Annotated in this window: 20 protein-coding genes; 4 read left to right on the forward strand and 16 right to left on the reverse strand. The window is 44.2% G+C overall.

Features of this window, described 5'->3' with window-relative positions:
• Positions 1-12: 12 nt before the first annotated feature.
• From V7O64_RS12995 to V7O64_RS13070, 16 genes are all read right to left on the reverse strand, one after another.
• The gene (locus tag V7O64_RS12995; RefSeq protein ID WP_407355794.1) at positions 13-4,311 is read right to left on the reverse strand and encodes a cobaltochelatase subunit CobN; all 4,299 of its coding nucleotides are present in this window, start codon (positions 4,309-4,311) and stop codon (positions 13-15) included.
• Between the two features lie 143 nt (positions 4,312-4,454).
• Positions 4,455-10,697 carry a cobaltochelatase subunit CobN gene (gene cobN / locus V7O64_RS13000; RefSeq protein WP_407355795.1) on the reverse strand — a complete coding sequence of 2,081 codons (6,243 nt, stop codon included), beginning with the start codon at positions 10,695-10,697 and terminating at the stop codon, positions 4,455-4,457.
• 157 nt (positions 10,698-10,854) lie between these two features.
• Entirely contained in the window at positions 10,855-11,217 is a 363-nt protein-coding gene (locus V7O64_RS13005; protein ID WP_407355796.1) for a DUF2149 domain-containing protein, read from the reverse strand.
• On the reverse strand, positions 11,214-11,837 hold the full coding sequence (locus V7O64_RS13010; protein WP_407355797.1) for a MotA/TolQ/ExbB proton channel family protein: 624 nt from the start codon (positions 11,835-11,837) through the stop codon (positions 11,214-11,216). The genes V7O64_RS13005 and V7O64_RS13010 overlap by 4 nt, the downstream gene beginning before the upstream one ends.
• A gap of 2 nt (positions 11,838-11,839) precedes the next feature.
• Positions 11,840-12,514: a DUF2162 domain-containing protein gene (locus V7O64_RS13015; protein ID WP_407355798.1), complete on the reverse strand. Its 675-nt coding sequence runs from the start codon at positions 12,512-12,514 to the stop codon at positions 11,840-11,842.
• 507 nt (positions 12,515-13,021) lie between these two features.
• Complete coding sequence (locus V7O64_RS13020; protein WP_407355799.1) at positions 13,022-13,171, reverse strand: 30S ribosomal protein S27ae; 150 nt, start codon at positions 13,169-13,171, stop codon at positions 13,022-13,024.
• Positions 13,172-13,187: 16 nt separating this feature from the next.
• Complete coding sequence (locus V7O64_RS13025) at positions 13,188-13,499, reverse strand: 30S ribosomal protein S24e (protein ID WP_407355800.1); 312 nt, start codon at positions 13,497-13,499, stop codon at positions 13,188-13,190.
• Positions 13,474-14,073: a GTP-dependent dephospho-CoA kinase family protein gene (locus tag V7O64_RS13030; RefSeq protein ID WP_407355801.1), complete on the reverse strand. Its 600-nt coding sequence runs from the start codon at positions 14,071-14,073 to the stop codon at positions 13,474-13,476. Before V7O64_RS13030 ends, V7O64_RS13025 begins: the two co-directional genes overlap by 26 nt.
• Positions 14,074-14,259, reverse strand: coding sequence for a transcription elongation factor subunit Spt4 (gene spt4 / locus V7O64_RS13035; RefSeq protein ID WP_407355802.1), 186 nt, complete (start codon positions 14,257-14,259; stop codon positions 14,074-14,076).
• A gap of 17 nt (positions 14,260-14,276) precedes the next feature.
• Positions 14,277-14,843: a DNA-directed RNA polymerase gene (locus V7O64_RS13040; RefSeq protein WP_407355803.1), complete on the reverse strand. Its 567-nt coding sequence runs from the start codon at positions 14,841-14,843 to the stop codon at positions 14,277-14,279.
• Between the two features lie 93 nt (positions 14,844-14,936).
• Positions 14,937-15,305, reverse strand: coding sequence for a PIN domain-containing protein (locus V7O64_RS13045; RefSeq protein WP_407355804.1), 369 nt, complete (start codon positions 15,303-15,305; stop codon positions 14,937-14,939).
• On the reverse strand, positions 15,302-16,528 hold the full coding sequence (locus V7O64_RS13050) for a translation initiation factor IF-2 subunit gamma (protein ID WP_407355805.1): 1,227 nt from the start codon (positions 16,526-16,528) through the stop codon (positions 15,302-15,304). The genes V7O64_RS13045 and V7O64_RS13050 overlap by 4 nt, the downstream gene beginning before the upstream one ends.
• Before the next feature lie 233 nt (positions 16,529-16,761).
• A complete protein-coding gene (locus V7O64_RS13055) occupies positions 16,762-17,517 on the reverse strand; it encodes an RAD55 family ATPase (RefSeq protein ID WP_407355806.1) in 756 nt (251 codons plus the stop codon).
• A gap of 215 nt (positions 17,518-17,732) precedes the next feature.
• Positions 17,733-18,890 carry a formate--phosphoribosylaminoimidazolecarboxamide ligase family protein gene (locus V7O64_RS13060; protein WP_407355807.1) on the reverse strand — a complete coding sequence of 386 codons (1,158 nt, stop codon included), beginning with the start codon at positions 18,888-18,890 and terminating at the stop codon, positions 17,733-17,735.
• Positions 18,891-18,963: 73 nt separating this feature from the next.
• On the reverse strand, positions 18,964-19,581 hold the full coding sequence (locus tag V7O64_RS13065; protein WP_407355808.1) for a stage II sporulation protein M: 618 nt from the start codon (positions 19,579-19,581) through the stop codon (positions 18,964-18,966).
• Positions 19,582-19,585: 4 nt separating this feature from the next.
• On the reverse strand, positions 19,586-20,434 hold the full coding sequence (locus tag V7O64_RS13070; protein WP_407355809.1) for a DUF63 family protein: 849 nt from the start codon (positions 20,432-20,434) through the stop codon (positions 19,586-19,588).
• A gap of 288 nt (positions 20,435-20,722) precedes the next feature.
• Here V7O64_RS13070 and V7O64_RS13075 point away from each other — a divergent pair, with 288 nt between their 5' ends.
• The 4 genes from V7O64_RS13075 (at position 20,723) to cfbE (ending at position 24,502) form a co-directional block, all read left to right on the forward strand.
• Positions 20,723-21,787: an NAD(P)-dependent glycerol-1-phosphate dehydrogenase gene (locus tag V7O64_RS13075; RefSeq protein WP_407355810.1), complete on the forward strand. Its 1,065-nt coding sequence runs from the start codon at positions 20,723-20,725 to the stop codon at positions 21,785-21,787.
• Positions 21,788-21,832: 45 nt separating this feature from the next.
• Positions 21,833-22,276 (forward strand): UPF0179 family protein, encoded by a 444-nt coding sequence (locus tag V7O64_RS13080; RefSeq protein WP_407355811.1) that lies wholly within the window; start codon positions 21,833-21,835, stop codon positions 22,274-22,276.
• Between the two features lie 115 nt (positions 22,277-22,391).
• Positions 22,392-23,015: a DUF2150 family protein gene (locus V7O64_RS13085; protein ID WP_407355812.1), complete on the forward strand. Its 624-nt coding sequence runs from the start codon at positions 22,392-22,394 to the stop codon at positions 23,013-23,015.
• An 89-nt stretch (positions 23,016-23,104) separates the two neighbouring features.
• Positions 23,105-24,502: a coenzyme F430 synthase gene (cfbE, locus tag V7O64_RS13090; RefSeq protein WP_407355813.1), complete on the forward strand. Its 1,398-nt coding sequence runs from the start codon at positions 23,105-23,107 to the stop codon at positions 24,500-24,502.
• Positions 24,503-24,648: the final 146 nt, after the last annotated feature.

Genomic DNA, 24,648 nt, shown 5'->3' on the forward strand with positions numbered 1-24,648 from the left:
AAAAAGAGATCTTTAGAATTGTTTTTTCCTCACAAAGCCAATGTAAATTGCACCAAGTCCGGCTATCACCAGTATTGTTGCAACGATATCAGAACCTGAAAAACCTCCTCCTGTTTCCGGCTCTGCTGGACTTTCCGAGTTCATTTCGTAACCTTCCACATAGTTATCAGGCCTTGACTCTAATGCATCCTGTGCAGGTTCTTGTAAATCTGCACCATATCCCATGCCCGAATCCTGTGTCTGGTTTCCAGATTCTGCAGATGTAACGGTTGCTGAACTCTTTCCACTGCTTGAGCTACGGGAAGTCTGCTCAGTCGTCGGGGAGGTGAGTTGCTTTTTAGTTGCTTCTTCAATTCTTTCGATGAATTTTGCAAGGTCCTGATCACTGACCACACCAGGTACTGACATCAATCCCTCGATAACATAATTGTTAAGCGTTGGATTTCCGCATGTGTGATGACAGCAACTGACTCCTTTTTCCACTACAGATTCCACATAGTTCTTCATGAGGGTCTGGTGGATCTCTGAAGAGGCGTCCCAGTAATCCTTACGTATTGTTTCCAGCATCCGGGCATTGATCGACTGGTAAGCATGTGGATTGTTCTGATCGAACCACTCTTTCATATGAGGATTATTGGCGTAGATTTCATATACTCTCTCCCAGTTGTGATCCCTTACCAGGTCAGGATTTGTAACTTGCCACCCAAAAAGGTTTTCCACAAACTCGGAGAACATCCTTCCACCTGCATAGCCAGATTCCTGCATACCTTCTATCCACTTAGAATTAAAGTATCTGGCTTGAAGGTTTACGTTAAGGTACCTTTCCATGGTAACCATACCGCTGTCCTCAGAATTCCTTGTATCTGAAACATACATATCCGGTGTCTTGCCTGATACATGTCTGGTTGCAAGGTTCAGTCCTCCGAAATACTGGTAGAAATCATCATTATCCAGTGTATCGTAAAGATTTGAAGAATCAGAGTGAACTGAAGCGTCTACATTGCGAAGGTTCTCTCTAAGTAATTCTGATATTTGCATTCCCCAGATATCCGTACCATATGCAAATCCCATTTTATTCAGATAAAGTTCTGCAATAGCAGACTCGTCTTCCCATGTACCACTTGCTGCGATAGCATTGCCTACACCTATCTCATAGGTACCATCTCTTACAGCAAAGCAGCGCATTGTTGAAACTTTCTCAGCCGTCTCATTATCATATCCTGAATCTATAAGTGCCTTCTTTATTGCCATTGTACTTTCATTGACATAATTTGTATAATTTCCTACAGGCGCTTCATTTGCAAGCCTTACAGCCTCATCTATCTTTTTTATCTTATCAGGGAATGAATCCCTCATGCCTGCAGTAGCATACACAACATCAATACGAGGTCTTCCAGGATAATCACCAAAACTTGGTTTAAGCTCAGATTCATTCATCAGCTTAAGACCTACTACTTGCTTGGAAGTGTCATCCCAAACCGGCTTTACACCCAGCATATATAATACCTGAGCTTCAAGGGTGCCATGGTCTCTTATAAATTCCACACCAAATCTTGAGTATGAGACTTTACGAGGATATTCTCCATGCTTTTCATAGTAATGAATAAGCATATCCTGTGCTAGTCTGGAACCAAGCTCCCATGTGACAGGAGAAGGATATAGCCTTGAATCAACACCATAGAAATTACGACCCGTGGGTACAGATTCTGTATTCTGTATAGGGTCCCTTCCAGGTCCCGGTGGTATGAAGCCTGCTTCAAGGGCACTGATCACACGATCCAGTTCTACGGCAGATGCAATGAGATTATCTCTGTGGACAAGGCCGCGCTCCAGGTCAAGGATAACGGAACTGTCATTTGATCCATAAACCATATCCTGTGCTTCTATTGGACTTGTATTGTTAGTAACAAGCTCCCAAACGAGTTGGTCGATCCTTGTGTCATTCAAAGGCACTCCAAGTGGATATTCTGTGCTGTTTGAATAAAATGCACTTGACACGTTGTTGTCAAAACGAGTTCCAAGCATTGACCTGACCATTGCAGACAATTGATCATCTGCATATCCAGTTGTGTTTGTGCAAGGAACTCTTCCAAGTACATGGAAACCATAGGGGATGTTTTCCTCAGAAATAACTTCAATATATTCATGAAGCTCATCCTTGACAAATAGTTCAAATGAGGTTGGATCCTGGTCGTACCTATATATTTCTAGCATAGTTTCATTTACGCCAAGTTCTTCGTGAAGATTGAGCTCCACCATCAAGTTAATGATATTCTGGCGGTAACCTTGCCTTACCTCATCTGCAATTACAGGATTATAGTATTCCTGAATATTTTCGTTGAGTTCGCCCAGCTGACCATAAAGCCCTCCCCGCATGAGAGGAGGAGTAAGATGGTCTATGATCAAAGCGTTTCCACGATATTCCGCTGTCAGTCCCTCCCCCACATTGGCTACTATATATGGATATATGTTTGGAAGATCCTGCAGTAAAAGCGGTGCCCAGTCAGAGCTTCTATTCATACCGTATGCCAGCCCAGGCAACCATTCGTGAGTACCATGTGTGCCCAGGTGAATAATAGCATCTGGGTTCCAGTCATGGTTCAACCATAAATAAAAAGCAATGTACTGGTGGGTTGGTGGAACAAGAGCACTGTGATATAATGTATTGTCATTCTGATTGTGTCCTCTTGCAGGCTGTGGCATCAACCATACGTCCCCACATTGTACAACAGGTATCACTATGTATTTGGCGGTTTCATTTTCCCACATCATTAATTTCCAATCATCGGGAAAATCATCCGACCATGGTTCTCCCCACTCATTTATCACATCTTCTCGAAGATTGGCAGGAAGTTCGTTCTCAAACCATTGCTTGTAAGTATCCATTGGAATTAGTTGAAGTCCCCAGTCTGTGCGATCGTTTACCATTCGATCAAGTTCACCTGGTGCCCAGGATCCTACATTTATTCCCTGTTCCTGGATCATTGCCAGAAGTTCAGTGCTGTTGTTAGGGATATTATTGACACTGTAACCATTGTCTTCCATTTTATTGAGCAAGCTCATCATGCTTGACATTGTATCAAGGTAACTGGCACCTATATTGTCCTTACCGGATGGATAGTTGTAATATATAATTCCAACTCTTTTGTCCTTGTTTTCCTTGTGTTTAAGCTCAGCCCACTTAATAGCACGGTTTGTCATCCAGTCAATCTGGACAGGATCTGCTTCGTATTCATATACTCCCCAGCCTACTTCCTTGCTTTTTCCCAACACAATATATTCAAACATACCGTCTATATTGGGACTGACTGTTTTCCTCACAGCCTCTTCGTTTGAGATACCCCTGTTAGCATCTGCGGGGTCACCTGTATCAGGCCCGGCAACCATACCTTTCAATACGGGAACATTAAGATGTGTCAACTCTGATAAACCATAGCCAGGTTCTTTGTTTGCATCAAGTCCAAAACTTTTCAAGGAGATCATACATTGAACTAAAGGTGTTTCATTTGCATCACAGTAAAAGCCCCTGATATCATAAAAAGTATCAAATCCTGCTATCACATTGGAGCCCTTGCTCTCCAGGTCATAGATCAGAGCATCTATAACCTGCATATTACCGTCTTTATAGTCTGCTTTATGGAACCATATGCCTATGGTAGGCTTGGATGGATCATAGCTCCAGCGTTCATCATCATACTCGTTTTGATACCATTCAAGATATTGGGTTGTGTTGTCAAACCAATATGCATCTGCATCTGGATGGTATAAGCCTACAGGAAGTGTTATTGGATCCTGGTATTGCCAGCTATCCGTAAGATCTGAGTTATTTCCATAGGCTTTTGCAAGATGGATAAGGAAATTCTCTGCATTGTCCTTCAAGAATTCTTCCTTGATTCCCATGTTGAAAAAATATTTCTCAGTATCACTTGTATATGGTTCATTACCACTGAATGTGTGATCATAAATTGAAAGATCTATCCAGCTTGTAATATCCACAAGAGTGGCACTATTGTTCTTTGCCATTTCCATCTCATCTGAGAATTCACTATATTTTGAACCCCAGAGCATGTATGTAAATATTACATCCTGGTTTTCCAAATCAATATGAGATAGATCCCCCATTGTTGAAAAATACTGGACATTTATGCTTTCATTATAAATATTGGATTGGCTTGCATAATTGATGACTTCAGAATCATCATAAGTAATAATAGTAATATTTATCTTCTGTTCATCCGCTGCGGCAACACTCGTTAGTGCTGCCATCAACAATAGGCTTAATACGAATATGGTTTTTGTTTTCATTTGCATGTTATCCTCCGATAACGTGTTCCGGATGCTCCCTGTTTTGCTTGGCGGCTTGAGGGAGTATCCGGCTTCTCTCTTATGCTATTCTTAATTTGATTTCTTAATGAAAAGGCACATAAAAGAAAAAGTGCCATAATTATATTATCTTAGAACTTCCTTCTCCTGACGAAACCGATATATATCGCTCCCACACCGGCAACTACTAGTAAAGATGCTATTATATCAGAACCTGAGAACCCACTTCCGGTTTCAGCAGTTGTGGGACTTTCCTTTGTCATCTCATATCCTTCTATGTAATTGTCCTGGCTCGGGGATCTCAAAGATACTTCCTGCTCAAGATCGCTTCCTGCACCTGTATCATCCATGTATGTCTGGTTGCTTGAGCTGGTCTCTACTATGCTCAGCTCTTTTCCGGTGTTGCCTGAGCGGGAAGAAGAGCTTGCCGGGCTTGCTGATGGATCAGCTGGAGTTTCCGTTGCAGTTGTAGCTGCTTTCATGATTTCCCTATAGAGGTCAAGTTCATCCTGACTGAGCTCTCCTGCATCAACAAGTGCCTGCGCGATGCCATCAACGAATTCCTGATTAAGGATGTTACCGCATGTGTGGTGGCAGCATGTGGCTCCGCTTTCGGCTACAGATTTTATCTGCTCGGCAACAAGACTTCTCAGGGCGACATCAGAAGCATCCCAGTTACCTTTCCTTACGGTTTCTGTCATCCTGGCTGTCATTGCCTGGTAAGCGTAGGGGTTGTTCTCCTTGAGCCAGCCGCTAAGCTGGGCATTGGCAAAGTAGTTCTCATACACCTTGTTCCAGACATCATCGCTTATGAGATCAGGGTTTAGAGCCTCCCATCCCCAGAGGTTTTCGATGAAACTCTCCATCTCACGGGCACCTTCAAAACCGTGCTGTTGCATTCCGCTTATCCATAAGGGGTTGAAATACCTTGAATATAGTTCGTTAGCAAGATAGGTTTGCAGCGTCTGGATCTGAAGATCACTGAGATCCTGCAGGTTCACCACATAAGTCTCAGGCGCGGTGCCGGAGGCGTATTTGATGGCATTGTACAGTCCTCCCATGTACTGGTAGAAATCATCAATGTCAAGCGAACCGTAGGTGTTGGAACTTCTGCTGTGGAATATAGCATGGGTGTCGTTCAGGTTATTCTCAAAGACAACGGTGTTATCGATATCCACTACCCTGCCGGTCTGTTGCCTGACATATTCGGCGACAGTCTGTCCCCAGATGTTCTGACCGTAGACGTAGCTCATCCTTCTGATATAGAACTCTGCAAGTTCTGTATTATTATCCCACGTGTCACTGGCAGATGCAGCATTTGCCATGCCTGTTCCATAGTTCCCGTCGGCCGGACCGAATATCCTGAACATTGCGATGTCACGTGAAAGCTCATCGTCCTGTATTGTCTCATTCAGAACTGCACGTAATGCATTTGTGTTCTGTGCCACGTAGTTGTCATACAGGTCGGTATCTTCCTGCTCATAGGCAAGCCTTACAGCCTTGTCTATAAGCTGCACTTTCATGGGGAACGTATCCCTGTAGAGGCCTGATATCTGCACAATGACGTCGATACGTGGTCTTCCAAGCTCGGAGGAATCGATGAACTTGACGTCCTCCACCTTGCCGTTAGCAGGGTTCCATACAGGCTCTATACCCATCAGGTAAAGAAGTTGTGATTCCATTATACCTTCATGGCGTGTAGACTCCCCTGCCCAGAGTATGTATCCGACCTTTGTGGGATATTCTCCGTTCTCGGCATAATATGCTGCAAGCCATTGGTCAACAAGGGTCTTACCCTGTTCCCATGCCTGCTGTGTGGGAATTAGCTGCTCATCGAAAGCATAGAAATTGCTGCCAGAAGGCAGAGTATCCGGACGCATTACCGGGTCACCGCCAAGGTTTGGCCGTATGTATTCTCCGTTCATGGCTTTCAGGACCTGGTCTATCTCATTTCCGGCCTCTGAGAGCATTTGTGCATGATCCATGGCAGTATTCAGATATATTTCGATATCTGTGGAAGTGGTACCAAGTATCTGTACCTGCGCATCAGTTATGTCATCTCCTTCCAGAAGTACCTTTGACAGCAGGTCGTAATGTGCGGAATCAGAATTGTTATATGCTGCAACCTGTTCTGCAAATCCGCTGCCAAGCATGGAATTGACCATTCCCACAAGTGCCTGGTCTTGGGGCGCCTCTCCCAGTATGTGCAGTCCGTATGGCATTGACAGGCTTCTTAGTTCATAGAGTTCATCGGTGAGCTCATCAAGGAATTCATCAACTGTCTCTTTGCTGTCAGCCAGGCTCATGTTGACATGCTCATCAAGCCCAAGCTCAACGGACAGGTCGATTATGTCCTGGAGATGAGCCTGCTTCAGGTTCTCATCCTCTGCAAGAGAGGTCTGGTAGGATGTTATCTCACTGCTGAGGGTGCTGTAATTGCCGTAAAGACCGGCAGATATCACAGGTGGTATCAGGTGGTCGATAACTACCGCATTGCCCCTGCGCTTTGCCTGCATGCCTTCACCCATGCCGTCCATTACATAGGGATAGATGACGGGTATATCACCAACCATAAGTGCAGGCCATTCGTCACTGAGCAGGCAGAAATCCTTCCCGGGCAGCCATTCAACGGTCCCGTGCCTTCCCATGTTCACCATTACATCGGCATCGAATTCATGCTGCATCCACAGATAGAACGCGATGTACTGGTGGTTCGGTGGCAGTTCGGTGTCGTGGTATAGTGTTTCGTAGTTTTCAAACCAGCCACGTGATGGCTGAGGAGCAAGTATAACATTGTCGCTAAGGCTGATTAGAGGGATGACGATGAACCTGTCGCCACTGTCCTCGGTATGGACCATGATATTGCCAGGTGCTTCTCCCCACATGTCAATGACCTCGTTTTTCCTTTGTTCAGGAAGTTCATTAAACCATGCCAGGTAGGTGCTTTCGGGCAGCAGCACAACTTTTCCTGTCCTAACAAGAGCATCAAGTTCTCCAGGTGCCCATGTGCCTACGTTCCTCCCCTGGTAAACCATGAGGTCCACGAGTTCTGTCTTATTGGGTATGAGGCTGCTGTCCACATCATAACCTGTATCGGCCATTCCCTCCAGAAGATTCACGATACTCGGGGCAACCTCAAGGTATGAAGCTCCGATGTTATCCTTGCCGCCTCCATGGTTGTAGTAGATAACGGCAACCTTCTTGTCGGTTTCATCCTTGATGCCAAGATTTGCTTGTGCGATGGTGCGGTCAACAAGCCATTCTACCTGGCCTTGGTGGGCTATGTATTTCTCCACAGTGCTGTTGTCCATACGGACCGTTTCCTTAGCTCCGATCATGATTGGATCTATAAGTCCCTCTGTTTCAGGCCCGTATATCCTCAGCATATTTGTAACAGGTAGAGGGGTGCTTGTTTCTATCCACTGGCTCGTGTTCATATATCCGTTGAGTACGGCATTCATAACCGGAACACCAAGTCCCTCTATGTCAAAGTAATTCCCACGGTAGTGGAAGGAAACAACGGCATCGGCTTTTGTATGAGTGCTGTAATTAAAGTACCCATCCAGATAATTGTCTGGATTCCCATAACATGCAATCACATTGACCCCTTTCTCCTCAAAACCTGCTATGAGCTTGTCTATGGGGTCCATATCATCCGGATAGTATGATTTATAGAATGTGATGCCCACCGTTGGTGCATTCTCATCGAACACATGGCCTTCTGTCCTTGCACCATACCAGTCAAAATACTCCTGTGCATCACCTGTAAAGTACTCGGTAGCTGTCGTGACCATTGCAGGGTGGTAAATGGCACTTTCAAGGCCAGAGGGCTCTTCTGCTGCAAGATCATAGCGGTCATAGAAGGTTTGTGCAAGGTAGAAAATGAGATTATCAAAGTTTGAATCATCTGTCGCTCCTCCTGACCAGTAATTTGAAAGATATTTCTTAAATTCTGTAAGGTCTGCAAATCCATCCGGCAGATCATAATCGCTTTCCTCCAGGTACGTGTTCGAACCAACCACAATTGCTCCGTTATCTATCGCATCCTGTATCGTATTTTCAAGTATGGCTGCACTCTGGGTCACCATTACAATATAGATTATGTCTTCCTGACTGAGATCTATGTTTTCAGGCAGTTTCGTTGTGACATAATAACTGAAAGTTATGTTCAGGTCAGTATTAGAGTTGATTCTTTCAGTAACCAAAGCCAGTTCATTCTCATAGGAAGAATAACCGGTCACAAAGGAGATATTCAGATGGGGTGAATTAGATATTGATACAGGTATAAGCCTTTTTTTCATCAGTACGATATCACTGACCTTACTGTCTCCTTTCTTTCCAAGGGTATCGCCTGATATCTCTGTCCTTTGAAGCATTGCAAATATGGCATCATGGTCAATGTCCGCATTGCTTCTCATGGTAAGTGACAGGTTCTCAACCGGCAGTCCGTTCACAACCGTGACCTCGGTGACATTTGTCAGCCACATTCCGCCCATTGCCGTGCTCCAGTTCACTGCTGATATTGTATATTGTCCGTTCCTGATGCCATTGAACATGAATTCTCCGTCATTATTTGCGGTTGTACTGGAAACGAACTCCCCGAACCGGTTTGTCAGTACTATATCACTGATCTTGCTGTCACTTTTTTTGCCCACTGTCTTGCCTGCAATAAGTGTCTCGTTCATCAAAGTACGGATAGCATCATGGTCAATGTCCGCATTGCTTCTCATGGTAAGTGACAGGTTCTCAACCGGCAGTCCGTTCACAACAGCAACATCAGTGACATTTGTCAGCCACATCCCGCCCATTGCCGTGCTCCAGTTCACTGCTGATATTGTATATTGTCCGTTCCTGATGCCAGTGAAAATGAATTCACCATCATTATTTGCAGTTGTGCTGGCAATAAACTCCCCATACTGGTTTGTCAGTACTATATCACTGATCTTGCTGTCACTTTTTTTGCCCACTGTCTTGCCTGCAATAAAAGTCTCGTTCATCAAAGTACGGATTGCATCATGGTCAATGTCTGCATTGCTTCTCATGGTAAGTGACAGGTTCTCAACCGGCAGTCCGTTCACAACAGCAACATCAGTGACATTTGTCAGCCACATCCCTCCCATTGCCGTACTCCAGTTCACTGCCAGTATCCTGTACTCTCCATTGGGTATATTATCAAAAAGAAATTCCCCTAGTTTGTCACTTTCTGTGCTGAGGAAAAATTCATAGGACGCACCAAATGCAACATTTGTTTCATCACCGATTCCACTTGAGGGTGGATCCTGCGGATCGGTTGAACCATTGTCATCTTCGCTGTCATCAGGGACCGTGGGTAGCTCTATAATGTCCCCGATTTTTTTATCCCTGAGTAAGACCACCGTGCTTTCCCTTGGATAGTCCGTTTTCATCACGTAGGTCATCCCGGATACAGATGACCTGTTAAGCAATCCCATTATGAAGTTCTCATCGATGTCTGTGGAACTGCTCACTTTAATGTTCTGTTCAGTGAGATCCTCCCCTGCAAGTGTGATATTGATCATTCCCCTGTACCATAGCCCTTTGTCGGCAGAGTGATTGATCGCTACAATGCTGTAGTCACCATCGGGGATATCACTGAATACATAGTTTCCTGTGAGACCGGAGCTTGTATCCGCTATCAGCTCCTTTGTCTGCTGGTTGAGAAGCACTACTGTACTTTCCCTTGGATAATCTGTTTTCATCACGTAGGTCATCCCGGATACAGATGACGTGTTAAGCAATCCCATTATGAAGTTCTCATCGATGTCTGTGGAACTGCTCACTTTAATGTTCTGTTCAGTGAGATCCTCCCCTGCAAGTGTGATATTGATCATTCCCCTGTACCATAGCCCTTTGTCGGCAGAGTGATTGATCGCTACAATGCTGTAGTCACCATCGGGGATATCACTGAATACATAGTTTCCTGTGAGACCGGAGCTTGTATCCGCTATCAGCTCCTTTGTCTGCTGGTTGAGAAGCACTACTGTACTTTCCCTCGGATAATCTGTTTTCATCACATAGGTCATCCCGGATATGGATGACCTGTTCAGTAATCCGAAGATGAACTTCTCATCTATGCCTGCAGTACTGTTGACCTTTATGTTCTGGTCTGCTAGGTCTGTGCCTTTTAGAGTAACGTTTTTAAATCCGGTGTACCATAACGTTTTCTGAGATGACCAGTTAACTGCTATGAGTGTATAATCTCCGTCAGGTATGTCCTCGAAAACAAACAATCCATCAGGACCACTGGTGGTGTTTGCAACCAGATAGTAATTATTTTCTCCTGCCGATACGCTTGTTGTTAGTGATAGTAACAACAATACACTTATGAGCAATGTCAATATTCTTCTTTCTTGCATGTTATCCCCCGATGACGTGCCGGGCATTCCGGTTTCATTGCTTGCAGGCGATACCGGGATGCTCCAACATCTTCTTTTTATGTTCCTATTCATCAACCTCTTTTATAAACCCTGCTTGAGTTAAAGCAAGAAAACTTGTCAAACAATTCAAAAAAAATTAACCGGAACTACTGTTTCCCTCCTCCGGCACATAAACAACCCTTCCGTCAGCCAGCTTGTAAGCCGTACCCAGGGCCTCTCCCTGTCCGCCTCCTATCTGATCGGTCATGTTAAGGACCTCTATGGGTTTTCCCTGTTCCTTGATGATTATCTTCATGTCCTGCTGTCCCGGATTTTTCACAATAGTGATATCTTCTGTGGGACTAAGCAGCTCAGGAAGCTGGTAGGACATCACCAGTGCCACCAGCAGCGCAACTGAGAATACCATGGCGATGTCAAAAAGATTGGCAACCCCTGTAAGCGGGTTCTGCTCATCCTCATTGTTTATGAGTCCTGTCCTTCTGTATCTTCTTCCTTTCACTCCTTTACCTCCAGGGTATCCAGGATATAATCGATATCAGCCATATCCTGCCAGTACCATCTCTTCCTCACCTGGGTGAGTACGTAGCCGATGGTTCCTGCGAACAGGCCAATGACAGTTGTAGCAAAAGCGATCATCAGGTTATTTGCAAGCTGCACGATATCGCCCTGTGAAAGACCAATAAGTGCAGGTCCCAGGGGAATAAGTGTTCCCATCAGTCCCAGCATCGGGGAGACTGTTGCGACGATCCTGGTCTGTTCCAGCCTTTTTGCCATCCTTATCTCATATTCCTGTGAGAGCCACTCAATGGCAGGGATCATGTTCTTTTCAAGATGTGCTGCGGCAGAGAGAGCAAAGCTTGTGACCATGAAGTTCTGCTTTACGTTGCGCAGCGAACCGGCGGCTTTTTCGTATTCCCGGGAACTGACATGATCTCTTACCCGGTTACAGCACTGTTCAAGATTCTCTGTGTCACGGTGTCTTTTTGCATATTCGGACAGGAACTCTCCTATCAGCATCAGGGAGAATACCACCAGCAGTATGAGAATAATGACTACCGGATACAGCAGTGAAGCTGAAAATGTGTACAATATACCAAACAACGAAGAAGTTGCATCCATTTTTATTGACCTCTTATGTTATTGAGGGCATAGCCCCCAATTATAAATAAAGAAAATATTAACAGTGGAACTAACTCGAATTCTCCTCCGCTACTGAGTGCCAGGTTGAGTTTCTTTGCCTTGATGTATGCGGGAACCAGCATCGCTCCCAGAAGATAGAAGATACCTAAAAACATCATTGCTGTTCCAAGGTCCTCTGGTGTCTTTTTCATTTTCCTGAAGATCCATGTTGATGATATCACAGAAATGAAGAATACAAGACCAACGATTATTCCAACTTTCCACCCACTGATCTCCAGGGTGGATGCAAGCACCATGCATGATACGAAAAGGGCTGTCAGGCAAACGGGGCAGGGAACTGAGATAACAAGAAATGTCTTCTTTGAAACGTCACAGCCGCAGTTCCATTTCTTTTGTGTGTATATGCCTGCAGCTATCAGGATCAGTGCTATGAGAACGTGAAGTGTCATGCCAAGGTTTGCTATCCCTTCAAGGTATGACTGGTCCACCATTTCCACAAGGCTTCCAAGTATGACAGATATCAGGAAATAAGCACCGGCAAGTATCAGGACATCTCTCTTCTTTACACTTGAAAAGCCACATCCTACGCCAGTCTTTAAACCGAATATGAATATGGCTATCAATATACCTGTAGCAGCTGCGTAAACGTAGTTCATTGAATCCCCCATTGCATTACTATTGTAATCTATCTCCAATATTTATTAGACTAACTATTATGATTAATAATTACTCATATGTATTCCATATTCATATGAATAGTACATTAATTATTCATTAGTATTTCTTGTTAGACTAATATATGCAAACATTAATCTTAGTATTAAACCTTTCGGAATGTCTTTGGGCAAAATAAGTATCAGTAAGTCTAAAAATTAGTGATGTTTCTCTGCAAAGTTAATAACAATGATATTATATTTTGTAATAGATATCAAATAAGTTATCTACTTCAGGTATCTAAGCTACTTCATGTACCTAAGATCCCAATGCATTATATGCTCTAAAAAAAAGCTATGGTCTTAAAATGGATATTTTACCCTGCGTATCACTCATAAGGCCGAATTACACAGTTTTTTACTAACAGAAACAGGAAAAATCACTCAAATGGCAAGCATTACAAAAAAGAGAAAACAACCCTCGGTGGGTTGTGGACTTTAAAGATATGATCATTTCTTGAATTCGGTGTAACCACACTTACCGCAGGAGCGCCTGTCCTTGTGTTCTGCAAGGAAAACTCCTTCGCCACAGCGCGGGCAGGACTGGTGTGTGCGCTCTATAGAGTCGCCGTTGACTTTGTAGTAATCTTTTACTGCCATGATAATACCTCTGCAGTTATTCTGCTTCTTCCCCTTCTGCAGCTTCCGGCTCAGGGAGCTTGTTCCTCTCAAGGACGTATGCTTCTTCGATCTGTTTCATGCGAGCCGCGTCCTCATATATCTTGACATATACATTGACTTCCTGCTTACCGAACTCATTCTCGATCCTCTGCACGATTACAAGTTCTATCGGCACTGTAAGCATGGCTGCAAGTTTGTCTTTTACATCTTTCCTTGATGGTGTTGCACCGTCAAACTTCACGCTTATGTTCAATTCACGCCTGTTAAGAAGTGCATTGTTCTTATCCTTGATGATTTTGATATCCATCCAGTTTCCTCCGAATAATCTCTATTTGTTCTGTAGTATGTTCCTGTTCTTTGAGTATCTCTGTTAACAGGTCCTTCATTTGTTCCTTTTTCATCGATGTTATCTTAACGAGAACAACACCTTCGTCCGGTTGTCCATAAAGGACAGCCGACCCTTCGGGTGCCATAAGGATCGCAGGCACAGCTGCCAGGTCCTCCTCGCCGCGCACAAATATCCTGACATTTTCATCTGCTCTCAACGCATTTCCTACTGCGTCTATCAGATCTTCGGTTATGACCCCTGCTGGATTGTCAACGGATATTTCGGTGAACCCTTTATGCTTGGTACCTACTACGACCCTGTCTGATGCCGGTCCGCGTTTTGTGCGGTCATCCACTATGAGGATATCCGGTATTATTCCAAGATTGAGCAAGTGGAATGTAGTAACATCACCCACGGATATAAGTTTTGTGGGACTTCCAAGGTCCCCGGAAAGTTTTTCTATGGTATCGTCGCCCTTTCCTCTGTAAAGGCGCCCGAAGCTCTCACGAAAACGTGGGCGAAGTGTGTCGGGTAAAATTAACTGAAGGCCCAATTAGCGCACCTTCAACGCATATTTGTCCGCAACCCTCACATCCATTTTCTTTGCGATCTCTGAGCGTTCCGGATCGATGATAATTACCATACCACTCCAGTCAGAACTGAGATTACTTGAACCGCAAATAGGACATGTCTGACCTGTGATTATCCTGTGGCATTCCCGACAAACCTGTTCACTCATTAGTATACTCTCCAATATTATTCTTCTTTTTCTGCAGATGGCCTTTTAGCCTCTTCGAGCCACTCAAACTTACCAAGGGAATGCTGGCGCATTGTAAGACCTATCTTACTTTCCCTGGGTTCTCTCTCATTTATGCTCACTGCAACGATACGTGCCCTGATCCTGTCACCTTCTGCAAGTGACCTGCCCCCGGTTTTGCTTACAAGCCTTCCATTCTTTCCGTCATACGACATGAAATCATCAGTTACCTGGCTCACGTGCAGGAGTCCGTCCATGGCCCCAATGCTGATGAAAGCGCCAAAATCAACGGTCTCAACAACTTCGCCCTCAATAACTTCCTGGATGGTTGGCACGAATACTATAGCTTCAAAGACTGCATCATAGTATACGGCACCATCTCCTACAAGGATATGCCCCTCTCCTATCTCGTCTATCTGTGTGACTGCAACGATGGCACCTATCTCCTTGTCTATCCTGCCTTCAAGTTTCTTCTTCAGGGCATTTTTGACATTCTGGTTAACATCCTTGCCTAAAAGATCCGGTGCAACGCGAACAGTGTCGGCAAGTTTCATCTTTTTGTACATGGCGACTGACTCCAATAATCTTGTATAAAACTATAATTCGTTCTGTATGATTAAGTTAACAACTCATTGATTTTAAATTGCTCTGTAATTGATCTACGATATCATCTCAAGCCTGTTCTTCTGACGCAGGCAAATGACAGGTATACTCTTTTGTTGCAGCCTTCTGCGAAGCCCTGCATCATTTGTGAGCACGGATGCCCCATGAATGGCCGCCAGGTCCACAATGACATCATCTGCATGTCCCTGTGCCCGGATAATTTCACATCTGTCAGCCATTGTCCTTGCAACCTTTGCAGCAGTTCTGTCCGCACCCTTAAGGTTCTTTGACAGGATGTCCAGTTCACTGATAACTGCCGAAGGGACAAGAAAGGTATCAAATCCCAGCCTCTTCAACTCTTCGAAAATATCCACATTGAACTGGACAGGTATCATCAATGCATTCGTATCAATAATTACCTTCAATCCCTGATAACCCCTACACCAATAAGGCGCCAGCGTGAACCCACACGTCTGCTGATAGCAACAGTGGATCCTATATCTGCGCAAACCGGTCTTTTGAGTTTGACATCCGCTGTGTCCTTTCTTGCACTGGTGACCACTCCAACGGTGGTTGCCGTCCCGACGTTCAGCATGAGTGGTTCACTGGTCTTGATGGAGCCAATTTCCTCTTCATCTGAAACCCCGACAACCCTCTGGAGCAGGTGAAGCTCCAGTTTGAAATCATCGTGTGTGGGGGGTAATGTTCCCGGGAGGCCGGCGACCTGGCCCGTCAGCGAATCGCTCTTTGTAAGCGTGGGATCCAGGGTGGTACCCACTGCAAGCAATCCTCCCGGGGTCGCTTCATCAACATTGTCCTTTCCTGCGACTATCCTTGATATCTTTGTCCTTATGGGTTCCCAGCGTGTCATCCCGTCACTCTCCACCTTCCTGCCCGGCCTGATCTCCAGTTCATCATCTGGGTGCAGTACACCTTCTGTGAGCGTCCCGCCGATAACACCGCCTGTTATCTTCTTGATAGGTGTTCCCGGTTTGTTTATGTCAAAGGACCTGGCAATGAGCATATGGGGTGGCTTATCTTTTTTATGCACAGGCGTTGGGATCATCTCCTCCATGGTCATGATGAGTGCATCGATGTTTATGTCCTGCTGTGCTGAGATGGGCACTATCGGGGCGTTCTCTGCCACTGTCCCTTTAACAAATTCCTTTATCTGGTGGTAGTGCTCGATAACTTTTTCCCTGGAGACAAGGTCTATCTTGTTCTGTACAATTACAATATTCTTGATCCCTATAATGTTCAGTGCCATCAGGTGTTCCTTTGTCTGAGGTTGCGGACAGGTCTCGTTTGCTGCGATGACCAGCATAGCACCGTCCATTATGGCTGCACCTGACAGCATTGTTGCCATCAATGTCTCGTGTCCGGGAGCATCAACAAACGATACGGTCCTGAGCTCTTCAGAAGGAGCTCCGCATCCCGGACAGGTATCCAATACAGTATAACACTGCGGCTCTGGGCAGTCAGGGCATTTTCTAAACGTGGTGTCGGCATATCCCAGCCTGATAGATATACCACGCTTCATCTCTTCACTATGTGTGTCTGTCCATACTCCTGAAAGCGCGCTGACAAGTGTGGTTTTTCCGTGGTCGACATGACCTACCATGCCGATATTAACACAAGGTTGACTCAATTTTTGATTTCCCTCCCGGTTGGGCAATATTCTAAAAGTGTAATAAGTTCAGTATAAGTTCTATGGATTACATGTTTAGATTTGTGGTCTATCATTCGATTAATCATATTTAAATGATTTCGAACAAAAAATGTAAATTCCTGACTATATGGCAAACCAGGTCATATTCTTTTAATGATGTATATAAGTTACTATCGAACTTACTTCCCCGGGACAAGCTGCCTTTTGAAGGGTCAGACCACATACTCAAGTGCGTCTTTTATTATTTCATCCCTCTGGAATATTCTCTCTATCCTGATCCCTTCTTTTGTTATCCTGAAGTTCAGGGGTTCCAGAGAAAGATAGGTACATCTCATTTTAGGGATATACATCTGGCGCATTCCTCTTCCGGTCACAGTATCGCGGCTGACATGAAGCTCGATGTTCCCAAAAGACGTATGCTGTGCAATAGCCTGTTTGATGCCTGTCTCTTCCTGTCCTATCAGGAAGAGTGTAGTACATTTTTTAGCATAAAGTATATCGTTGATAGTGAAAAACTTATCAGCAAATTCTTCTTTGCTGTGATAAAGGGATAACATATCAAGGTTGTCTATTACTACAATCTCTACATCTTCAGGAATGTCCTGCACGCTCTGTACACAATCCTTTTCCAGGAAGCCTATTCCGGTACCATGTCTTGCAGCATTGTATATCTTATTCGTGCGGGTCTCAAAGGATTTACTTATATTGAGGGTACCTTTTTCGATACAGGACTGGAAATCTATCCCTATGCTTTCTGCCTGTTCAAGAAAACTTTCAACGTTCACCTGAGTGAGCATTAGTACACACTTCTTTCCATCCTTACACGACTTGTAAAGAAAATGGGCCGCAAGAATTGACTTGCCAGATCCAGGCGGACCACTTACAAGTATTCCCTGTTGTGCAGGATAACCACCTTCCAGTATTTCATCCAGTTCTCTGATTCCTGTCGGGACTCTGTTGATGGGCATGTGCATATAATATGTGAGTAATTATATAAAAAGACTATTATTTACAAATGCGTATTCTTTTTACTTACCAGTATGCAAAGTTAAAAATGAAACAAATATTAACCAGGTAAATATCCAACAATACATACAAATAAAAATAATAAAAAGCAATCTGAACTTACGGTTCAGTAACTGCACAGAGTCAAAAAGGTCACTGCAAAATAATCATTGCAGAATCATGTTATTATCTTGTCTAGCTGGTCTGTTTCAATGGCCCTTCGAATCTCAAAAGCAACACGCCGGCCTGTGCTCATGGGTTTCCTCCATATTGTGTTCCCATATGGATGCCCGACCGACATGTGCACGTTAGTTCCGCCACCAACCCTTGGTGCCACATCATATATGTAGAAGTTAAGGTCCTTATCCACACACGTCTGCAGGCAGAACGGCCCAATGATGCCCGGATCATAATATTTACTTGCCGCCTCGATATACTTTTCTGAAAGCCTGAACACCTCTTCAAGCAGTGATTCCCTGAGAGTGGCGGAATTGTGTCCGCATACGGTGTATTCCGGGGTGAGCTGATGTTCTGCAAGTGTCATCTGCTGTGGTGCCGGCAGGCGTACATGCCCGTCAAGGCTTGTTTCAAAACGCCAGTCTATGCCGAGTATCTCAAGCTTGCTCATGTCCTTTTCCACAGGTGAGTAGAACATGTCAAAATTGAACACAGGACCAATAACATAGCGTTCTATCCTTGCATTGTCCAGTGCATCCCGGGTGATAACACCCTGCTTAAGGAGAGACTGTGCCTTTTGCTGGTATTCCTCATATGTACCTGCTGTGAAGAACCCTCTTTCCAGTTTTTTGACCGCGTGGGGAAGTTTCACCATTACAAGTTCATCTATGTCCTGTGGGTCATTTATCCTTTCAGGGAATGGCAATCCTGCCTTTTCCAGGAGCCAGTAATAATCGCGCTCCATTCCTCTTTCCTCACTGCGGAGCATGTTCCTGCTTCCCACAAGGGGTACCTTAAAGTCGTTTTCCACTTCATCGATGCCGCAGTATGATGTAAAGGAGCGGTTGGGTATGAACAGTACATTCTCCTCGATCAGCTTTTTCTGGTTCTGCGGCCTTGTGAGCTCACCAAACTTCTTCAATGATATATGCTCGTCCACAATGCCGCGGACAATGTTACCGTTACCGTCCCTCAGGGATCTGAAATACTCTGTATATGTCTTCTCACGGCCCTGCTGGCACACAGCAAATGTCCTGAAGTTCTCCTCGACTGCCCCATCAAAGACATCAAGTGCCGAGTGTGAGGCCACGGCCCCTATCTTGACCTTGTCCATATCATAATCTTCAATGATCTCTGCGATCTCTTTTCTGTCTATCATTATTTGCCCTCGGTTTTTCCAGAGATAGTATTTACTATTAATAAACCTGTTCACGCCAAAGTCAACTAAGGTATCAGACTCCACTAACCAGATAGATTACAACAGGTGTTATGAACGTCTCTATTACAGCTGCAAGGAATATCAGTGGCAGCAGCCAATGCAAATAGAACTTTACTCCTTTTATGATCTCTTCTTTGAGATTGACAGGTCCGGATATGATGGCCTGTAGTGCTGTATATCCTATCTTCATTCCGATAGCAGATGATATAAGCAGCATGGGGATCTCTATTATTCCATGTGGTGTAAGTCCTGCTATCACAAACAGGGCTCCCCTTTCAACAACCATGTAATGGATGAAAACCCCTATGACAAAACCGTTGAGTACTAAAAACCCAAAGGGAACTATTCCAAGGGCAAATCCCAACAGTACCGCAAAGAACATTTTTACTGCATTGTTCACAAAGATAAGCAGCATTATCTCTATAATAGATAGACCCCTGAGCATTTCTGCAAGTTCTTCCAGTCCTCCAAGTGAGTTCAGGGCGTTTGCAGGTGATGTGGCATAAAATGCATAACCTGCAACAACTGACAGTATGAATGAAAAAAGACTGAATACTATGAAAGGTTTCAGTTCTTTTATATACATTAATATATACATCATTAGTTCCTTTCTTGTATTTTCATTGTGCATTGACTCAGACTCCGAATGCCATCCTGATGGTGTTCCTGCAAGCAGGCGATAATCCGAGGACGATGATGACAAGTTTAAGGAAGGTCTTCAATGTCTTTGATTCTTCGTCCTCATCAAAATGATTGTCCAATATATATAGTACCGGGATGAATATGGATAGTTTTAACGGATACATTACAAATGCAGTGCCTGTAAGGTCTATCAAATAGGCAGGCACAACATGTTTCTCATAATATCCAAGAAAATCTATTCCTGCGATTGTGGAGGATGCGTCCATTAGATGCACCCATAGTATTGCAAGATTGATCTTGCTTTTGAGCAGGTCCAGACCTACGCGGTCCAGTAGTATCTTTATAAAATATAATATCAGGCTGGATGTACCGATGACAAATACGGGCACCCAGGGTAGAACCATATCCTCAAGATGGAAAAGTATCATAAGGTTAACAATAAACCATACCAATCCACAACCCGCAAAGATCTTCCGGTAATCTCCGCTGCCTTTTAATGTCACTGCCCATTTTGACAGGACAAGGAAGAACACAGTTATTGCAAACACTACAAAATAGATATTCGGTGTTATGAATAGGTAACTTGCCGGGGGTCCGATCACTCCTGTGTCTTCTATTACTCTCAGGGATGAACCTGCAAGCACAAAAGGAACTATTGCTGCTGTTAGCCTGTTATCGATCTGCACATTAAGTCTTTTTAACAGCTTAACAACACCAAAAATACAAATCCCCAGCAATATGGCCCATGTTATCGTGTTTACGATATTGTAGCCGCTATCATGCAGAACAGGGTCTATGTAATAATCATTGATGAATTGGGTAAGTTTATCTATGAATGGCATTATAATCCCAGCAGTAACATAATATAGGAATATCCTAATACAACTAACACTTAATAGGTTTATGGGAATTGCGGAATTCGCTAATTGGATATTTCCGTATTAATAGCCGCTTTTTCTCATAATCTCATGATTTAGGAACGTATATCTGGACATGCATATTAATTTATATCTGTGTACTTATTAATTGTGTACATATTGATTTATGTCTACGTGCATATTAATTCAACTTTAATATTAAAAAATGAGGAATTTCATTCTTTCAATTATCAGGTTTTGGCAGGTATGTGAGTGATCCCGACAAAAGGCAAGAAAAAGTGGATGCAGTTACCAAGGGATGTTGTTGTGGGTCCTGATGTCATCTATGACGTAAAGGAAGTATGTGATGATCTGAAACTCCATGAAGGTGCTTTTATCGTAACCGGGCAGAATACTAAGAAAATAGCCGGAGATGTGGTATTCGATCTGCTTGATGAATGCGGTTACGATCCAGGTATCATCGTCTCAAAGGAAGCTTCCATGTCAGAGGTCGGAAAGGTTGTTTCCAGAGCAAGAGAGCTAAATTCCAAATACCTCATTGGTGTGGGGAGTGGCAAGTCCATAGATGTTGCCAAGCTTGCAGCTACCCAGCTTGAGCTGCCTTTTATAAGTGTGCCCACCGCTGCCTCACACGACGGTATTGTATCTTCCAGGGCCTCTATCAATGATAAGGGAAAAAAGACCTCTATTGAGGTGAATGCTCCTATGGCCGTTATAGCTGATACTCATATTATATGCGGTGCACCTTATCGTTTGCTTGCAGCCGGATGTGGGGATATCATCTCTAATTATACCGCGGTTCTGGATTGGGAGCTGGCACACAGGCTGAGGAATGAGTCCTTCAGTGAGTATGCAGCGACTTTATCGAGGATGACGGCACAGATATTGATGGATTCACCGGAAGACATCAAACCGGAACTTGAAAGCTCGGTGAGGATAGTCGTGAAAGCCCTTGTCTCAAGCGGTGTAGCCATGAGTATTGCGGGTTCCTCCCGGCCTGCTTCAGGTTCGGAACATATGTTCAGTCATGCTCTTGATATGGTTGCACCCGGATCGGCCCTTCATGGTGAGCAATGTGGGGTGGGAACAATAATGATGATGTACCTGCATGGCGGGGATTGGAAGAAGATTAAGGAATGCCTGGAGGTAATCGGAGCCCCCACAACAGCAAAGGAGCTTGGGATTGAAGATAGGTATATATTAGAGGCGCTTCTTGTTGCACATAAGATACGTCCAGAGAGATATACCATACTTGGAACCGGTCTGACCCAGGAGGCAGCCGAGAAGGTTGCACGCTTGACAAAAGTTATCTCATAATTATTTCATTAATGTAAACGAATTTGATAGATCAAAGGTGATTATATGACAGATACTACCATTACACTTATCGGTTCAAGGCTTGCAAGGGAAGGCGAGGATTTCATATTCATGGGTGAATCCCGTGAATGTAAGAAATGTAAGCTCAAACGAACCTGTCTGAACCTTGAACCGGGGAGAAAATACCGCGTTGTAAAGCTGAGGGGTGATACTGTTCATGAATGTTTCATCCATGACGGCGGTGTAATGACCGTAGAGGTTGAAAGTTCTCCAGTAGTTGCGGCAATTGAATCCAGAAAGGCAGTGGTTGGTTCCAAGCTCAGCTATGAACCTCCAAAATGCAAGGAGTTCAATGATAGTGTATATGATATCCTTTATCCTGAAGGTATTAAGGAAGGGGATAAGTGTACTGTCTTAAAGGTGCTTGGTTCCATGGATGAAAGCATGGTATCCGGATGTTCGCTGAAAAAGGTGGAACTAAAACTATAGTTCAGTTGCGAACACCTTTTATATAAAAAGCAATTCCTAAGAGCCAACAATAAAAAATCACGTAATTAATATTTCAAGTTCATAATATCGATCATACTATCACAGAGGTAATTGAATGTCAGGGACGGAAGGTGATGTATTACATCATGATTTTTATACAGCAGAACGCTGGAATAACTGGATAAACCAGGTTAAGGAAAGTGATTTCAAATTTGAGGAATCTGACGAGCCACAGGGTAAGGAAGGAGCCATCTTTGTCAATATGGAAGATGACATAATACTTGCATGCCTGAAGATAATAGCCAAATATGAGAAGGGCCAGCTATCCCGGGAGTCGGCATTGCAGTACATAGGGCAGATAAGGGACATTGCACTTGCAGAGATCGATCCCATATCCGAGGATGCGGACCTTATGATCGATTCTCTCCAGACCTCTCTTATGGGTGGTTTTGCTGCATGTGAGGCTTACCTGAGTGGTGACTATGACAGTGATACTGAAATAGAGGATCTTGTCAAGGTTGCCCTTGAGGCAGAGGCATCTGATGATATCGAGATTGCTCTTGGTACCATTGCAGAGATAGGTGCTCTTGTTATCAGTGGCAAGGAGCTTACTGATAAGGTCATGGAAGAGGTTCCGTACGGCCTTGTTGCAGAATGGCTCGATGGTATCGATTCCATAGCTGCTGCAATGATAGGTTCTGACGGCTATAAGGATGATGAAGAAGACGATGAGATGTAAAGAGGGTGTTTTTGTCTCTTCCTGTCCCTCTTTATTATATCCTGGCTGTTGAATCTGTTTTCAACTGACTATGAACTATACCACAAACCATGTTAGACCTTACCAATATTGCAGTGCTTGATATGACACATGCGGGCATCGTTATTGCAGAGGGATTTGCCAGCCTGGGTTACAACGTTAAGGCAATCGATGTTTACCGGACCGTCGATGAAGATGTTCTCTTAAGACTTACTCATGATCATGGTATTGTAACCTCAAAGGATCCCGTACCTGTCGATGACCTGGACCTGATAGTAAGTCCCGTACACCTGGATCCTGGATATCCCATGCTTGCAGATGCCAGGAAAAAGAATATAGAGATCATGGATCATCACAGGGCCGTGGGGTCCATACTATCAATGATGGGGTTTTTTGAAAATGCAACTGTGATAGAGGTCACAGGTTCAAAAGCAAAGACAAGTACCGTTTCCCTGCTGGCTGACATGCTTTCAAGGAAGATGAAAGTCATACTCCATAGTTCCCGAGGCCTTGAATTATGGGAGAATGGTCGCTCAGATGTGGTTCACCTGGGCTTGAGCATAGCCCCAGGCAGTATACTGCTTTCAATTGCTAAATTAATGGAGCTTGATATTATTGCGGATTGTTACATCTTTGAGATATCATTGGGTCTGACAGGGTTTGCAGATGTGGGGGTGATCACCACACTGGAACCTGGTTACATGATAGCGGCTTCAACATCCAGCTCGAGCGATTCAAAGATAAATGTCCTGTCTCATGGCAGGTCTGAAGAGGTATTCTTCCTGAACCTGCAGGATCGAAAAGCACTTGATATGGCAGAAATACATAACAGGGAATATTTCACTTTCACCGTTCTGGAAAACGACGGTTCTGCGATAAGAGACCCTGCTACAGGGGATGCCGACCTTCAGCTTCGTTTGGAGGGCAAGAACATATACATTGACCATTCAGAATGCAGTTTTTCCTCATCATTGTCAGCAAATTACAATTTCGGATCATATACAACTGCATTTGCAGCTGCAAGCTCTGTGGCAATCCGGATGGGGGTACCTGTAGAGGATATCATTACAGTTGTGGGCTCTTTTGAAGGCCTGCCTGGCCGGATGCAGGAAAAAGAACTTTCAGGAAGGAAACTCATTGATAACTCCAACTCCGGCATGGATATAAGATCATGTGAAAGAGCGCTTGATTATGCTTTAAGCAGACCAGGAAGCCCTGGCAAGGTGATAATGGTGCTTGGTGAGGAAGCTGCCCAGGTCTGTGAAGGTCTCCCGCCTGAAAATGTCGAAGAGTTGGTTATCAGGCGTTGCGGGGATATAGGACAGTTGATACTTGTTGGCGATCGAATGCAGAAAATAAGTGCAGGGAATGTTAGTTATGCTTCGGGACTTGAGCAGGGGCTTGAAATGGCAATCAATTTCTCTTCCCCGGATGATATCATTCTTTCCTGTGTAAAATGTTTCCGATGAGGTGACCTTTCTCCTGATGCCTTCTTCTGTACTATTTTCGTCCCATTATCATGTGATGATTAGTCCTTTTATACCATAAAGGAGTAGATATTGCAGAAAACAGGATACTATTTAAGTATACTATTTATTACGAAACTCAACAAATA

The organism is Methanolobus sp. WCC5 (assembly GCF_045690325.1).
GTDB lineage: Archaea > Halobacteriota > Methanosarcinia > Methanosarcinales > Methanosarcinaceae > Methanolobus.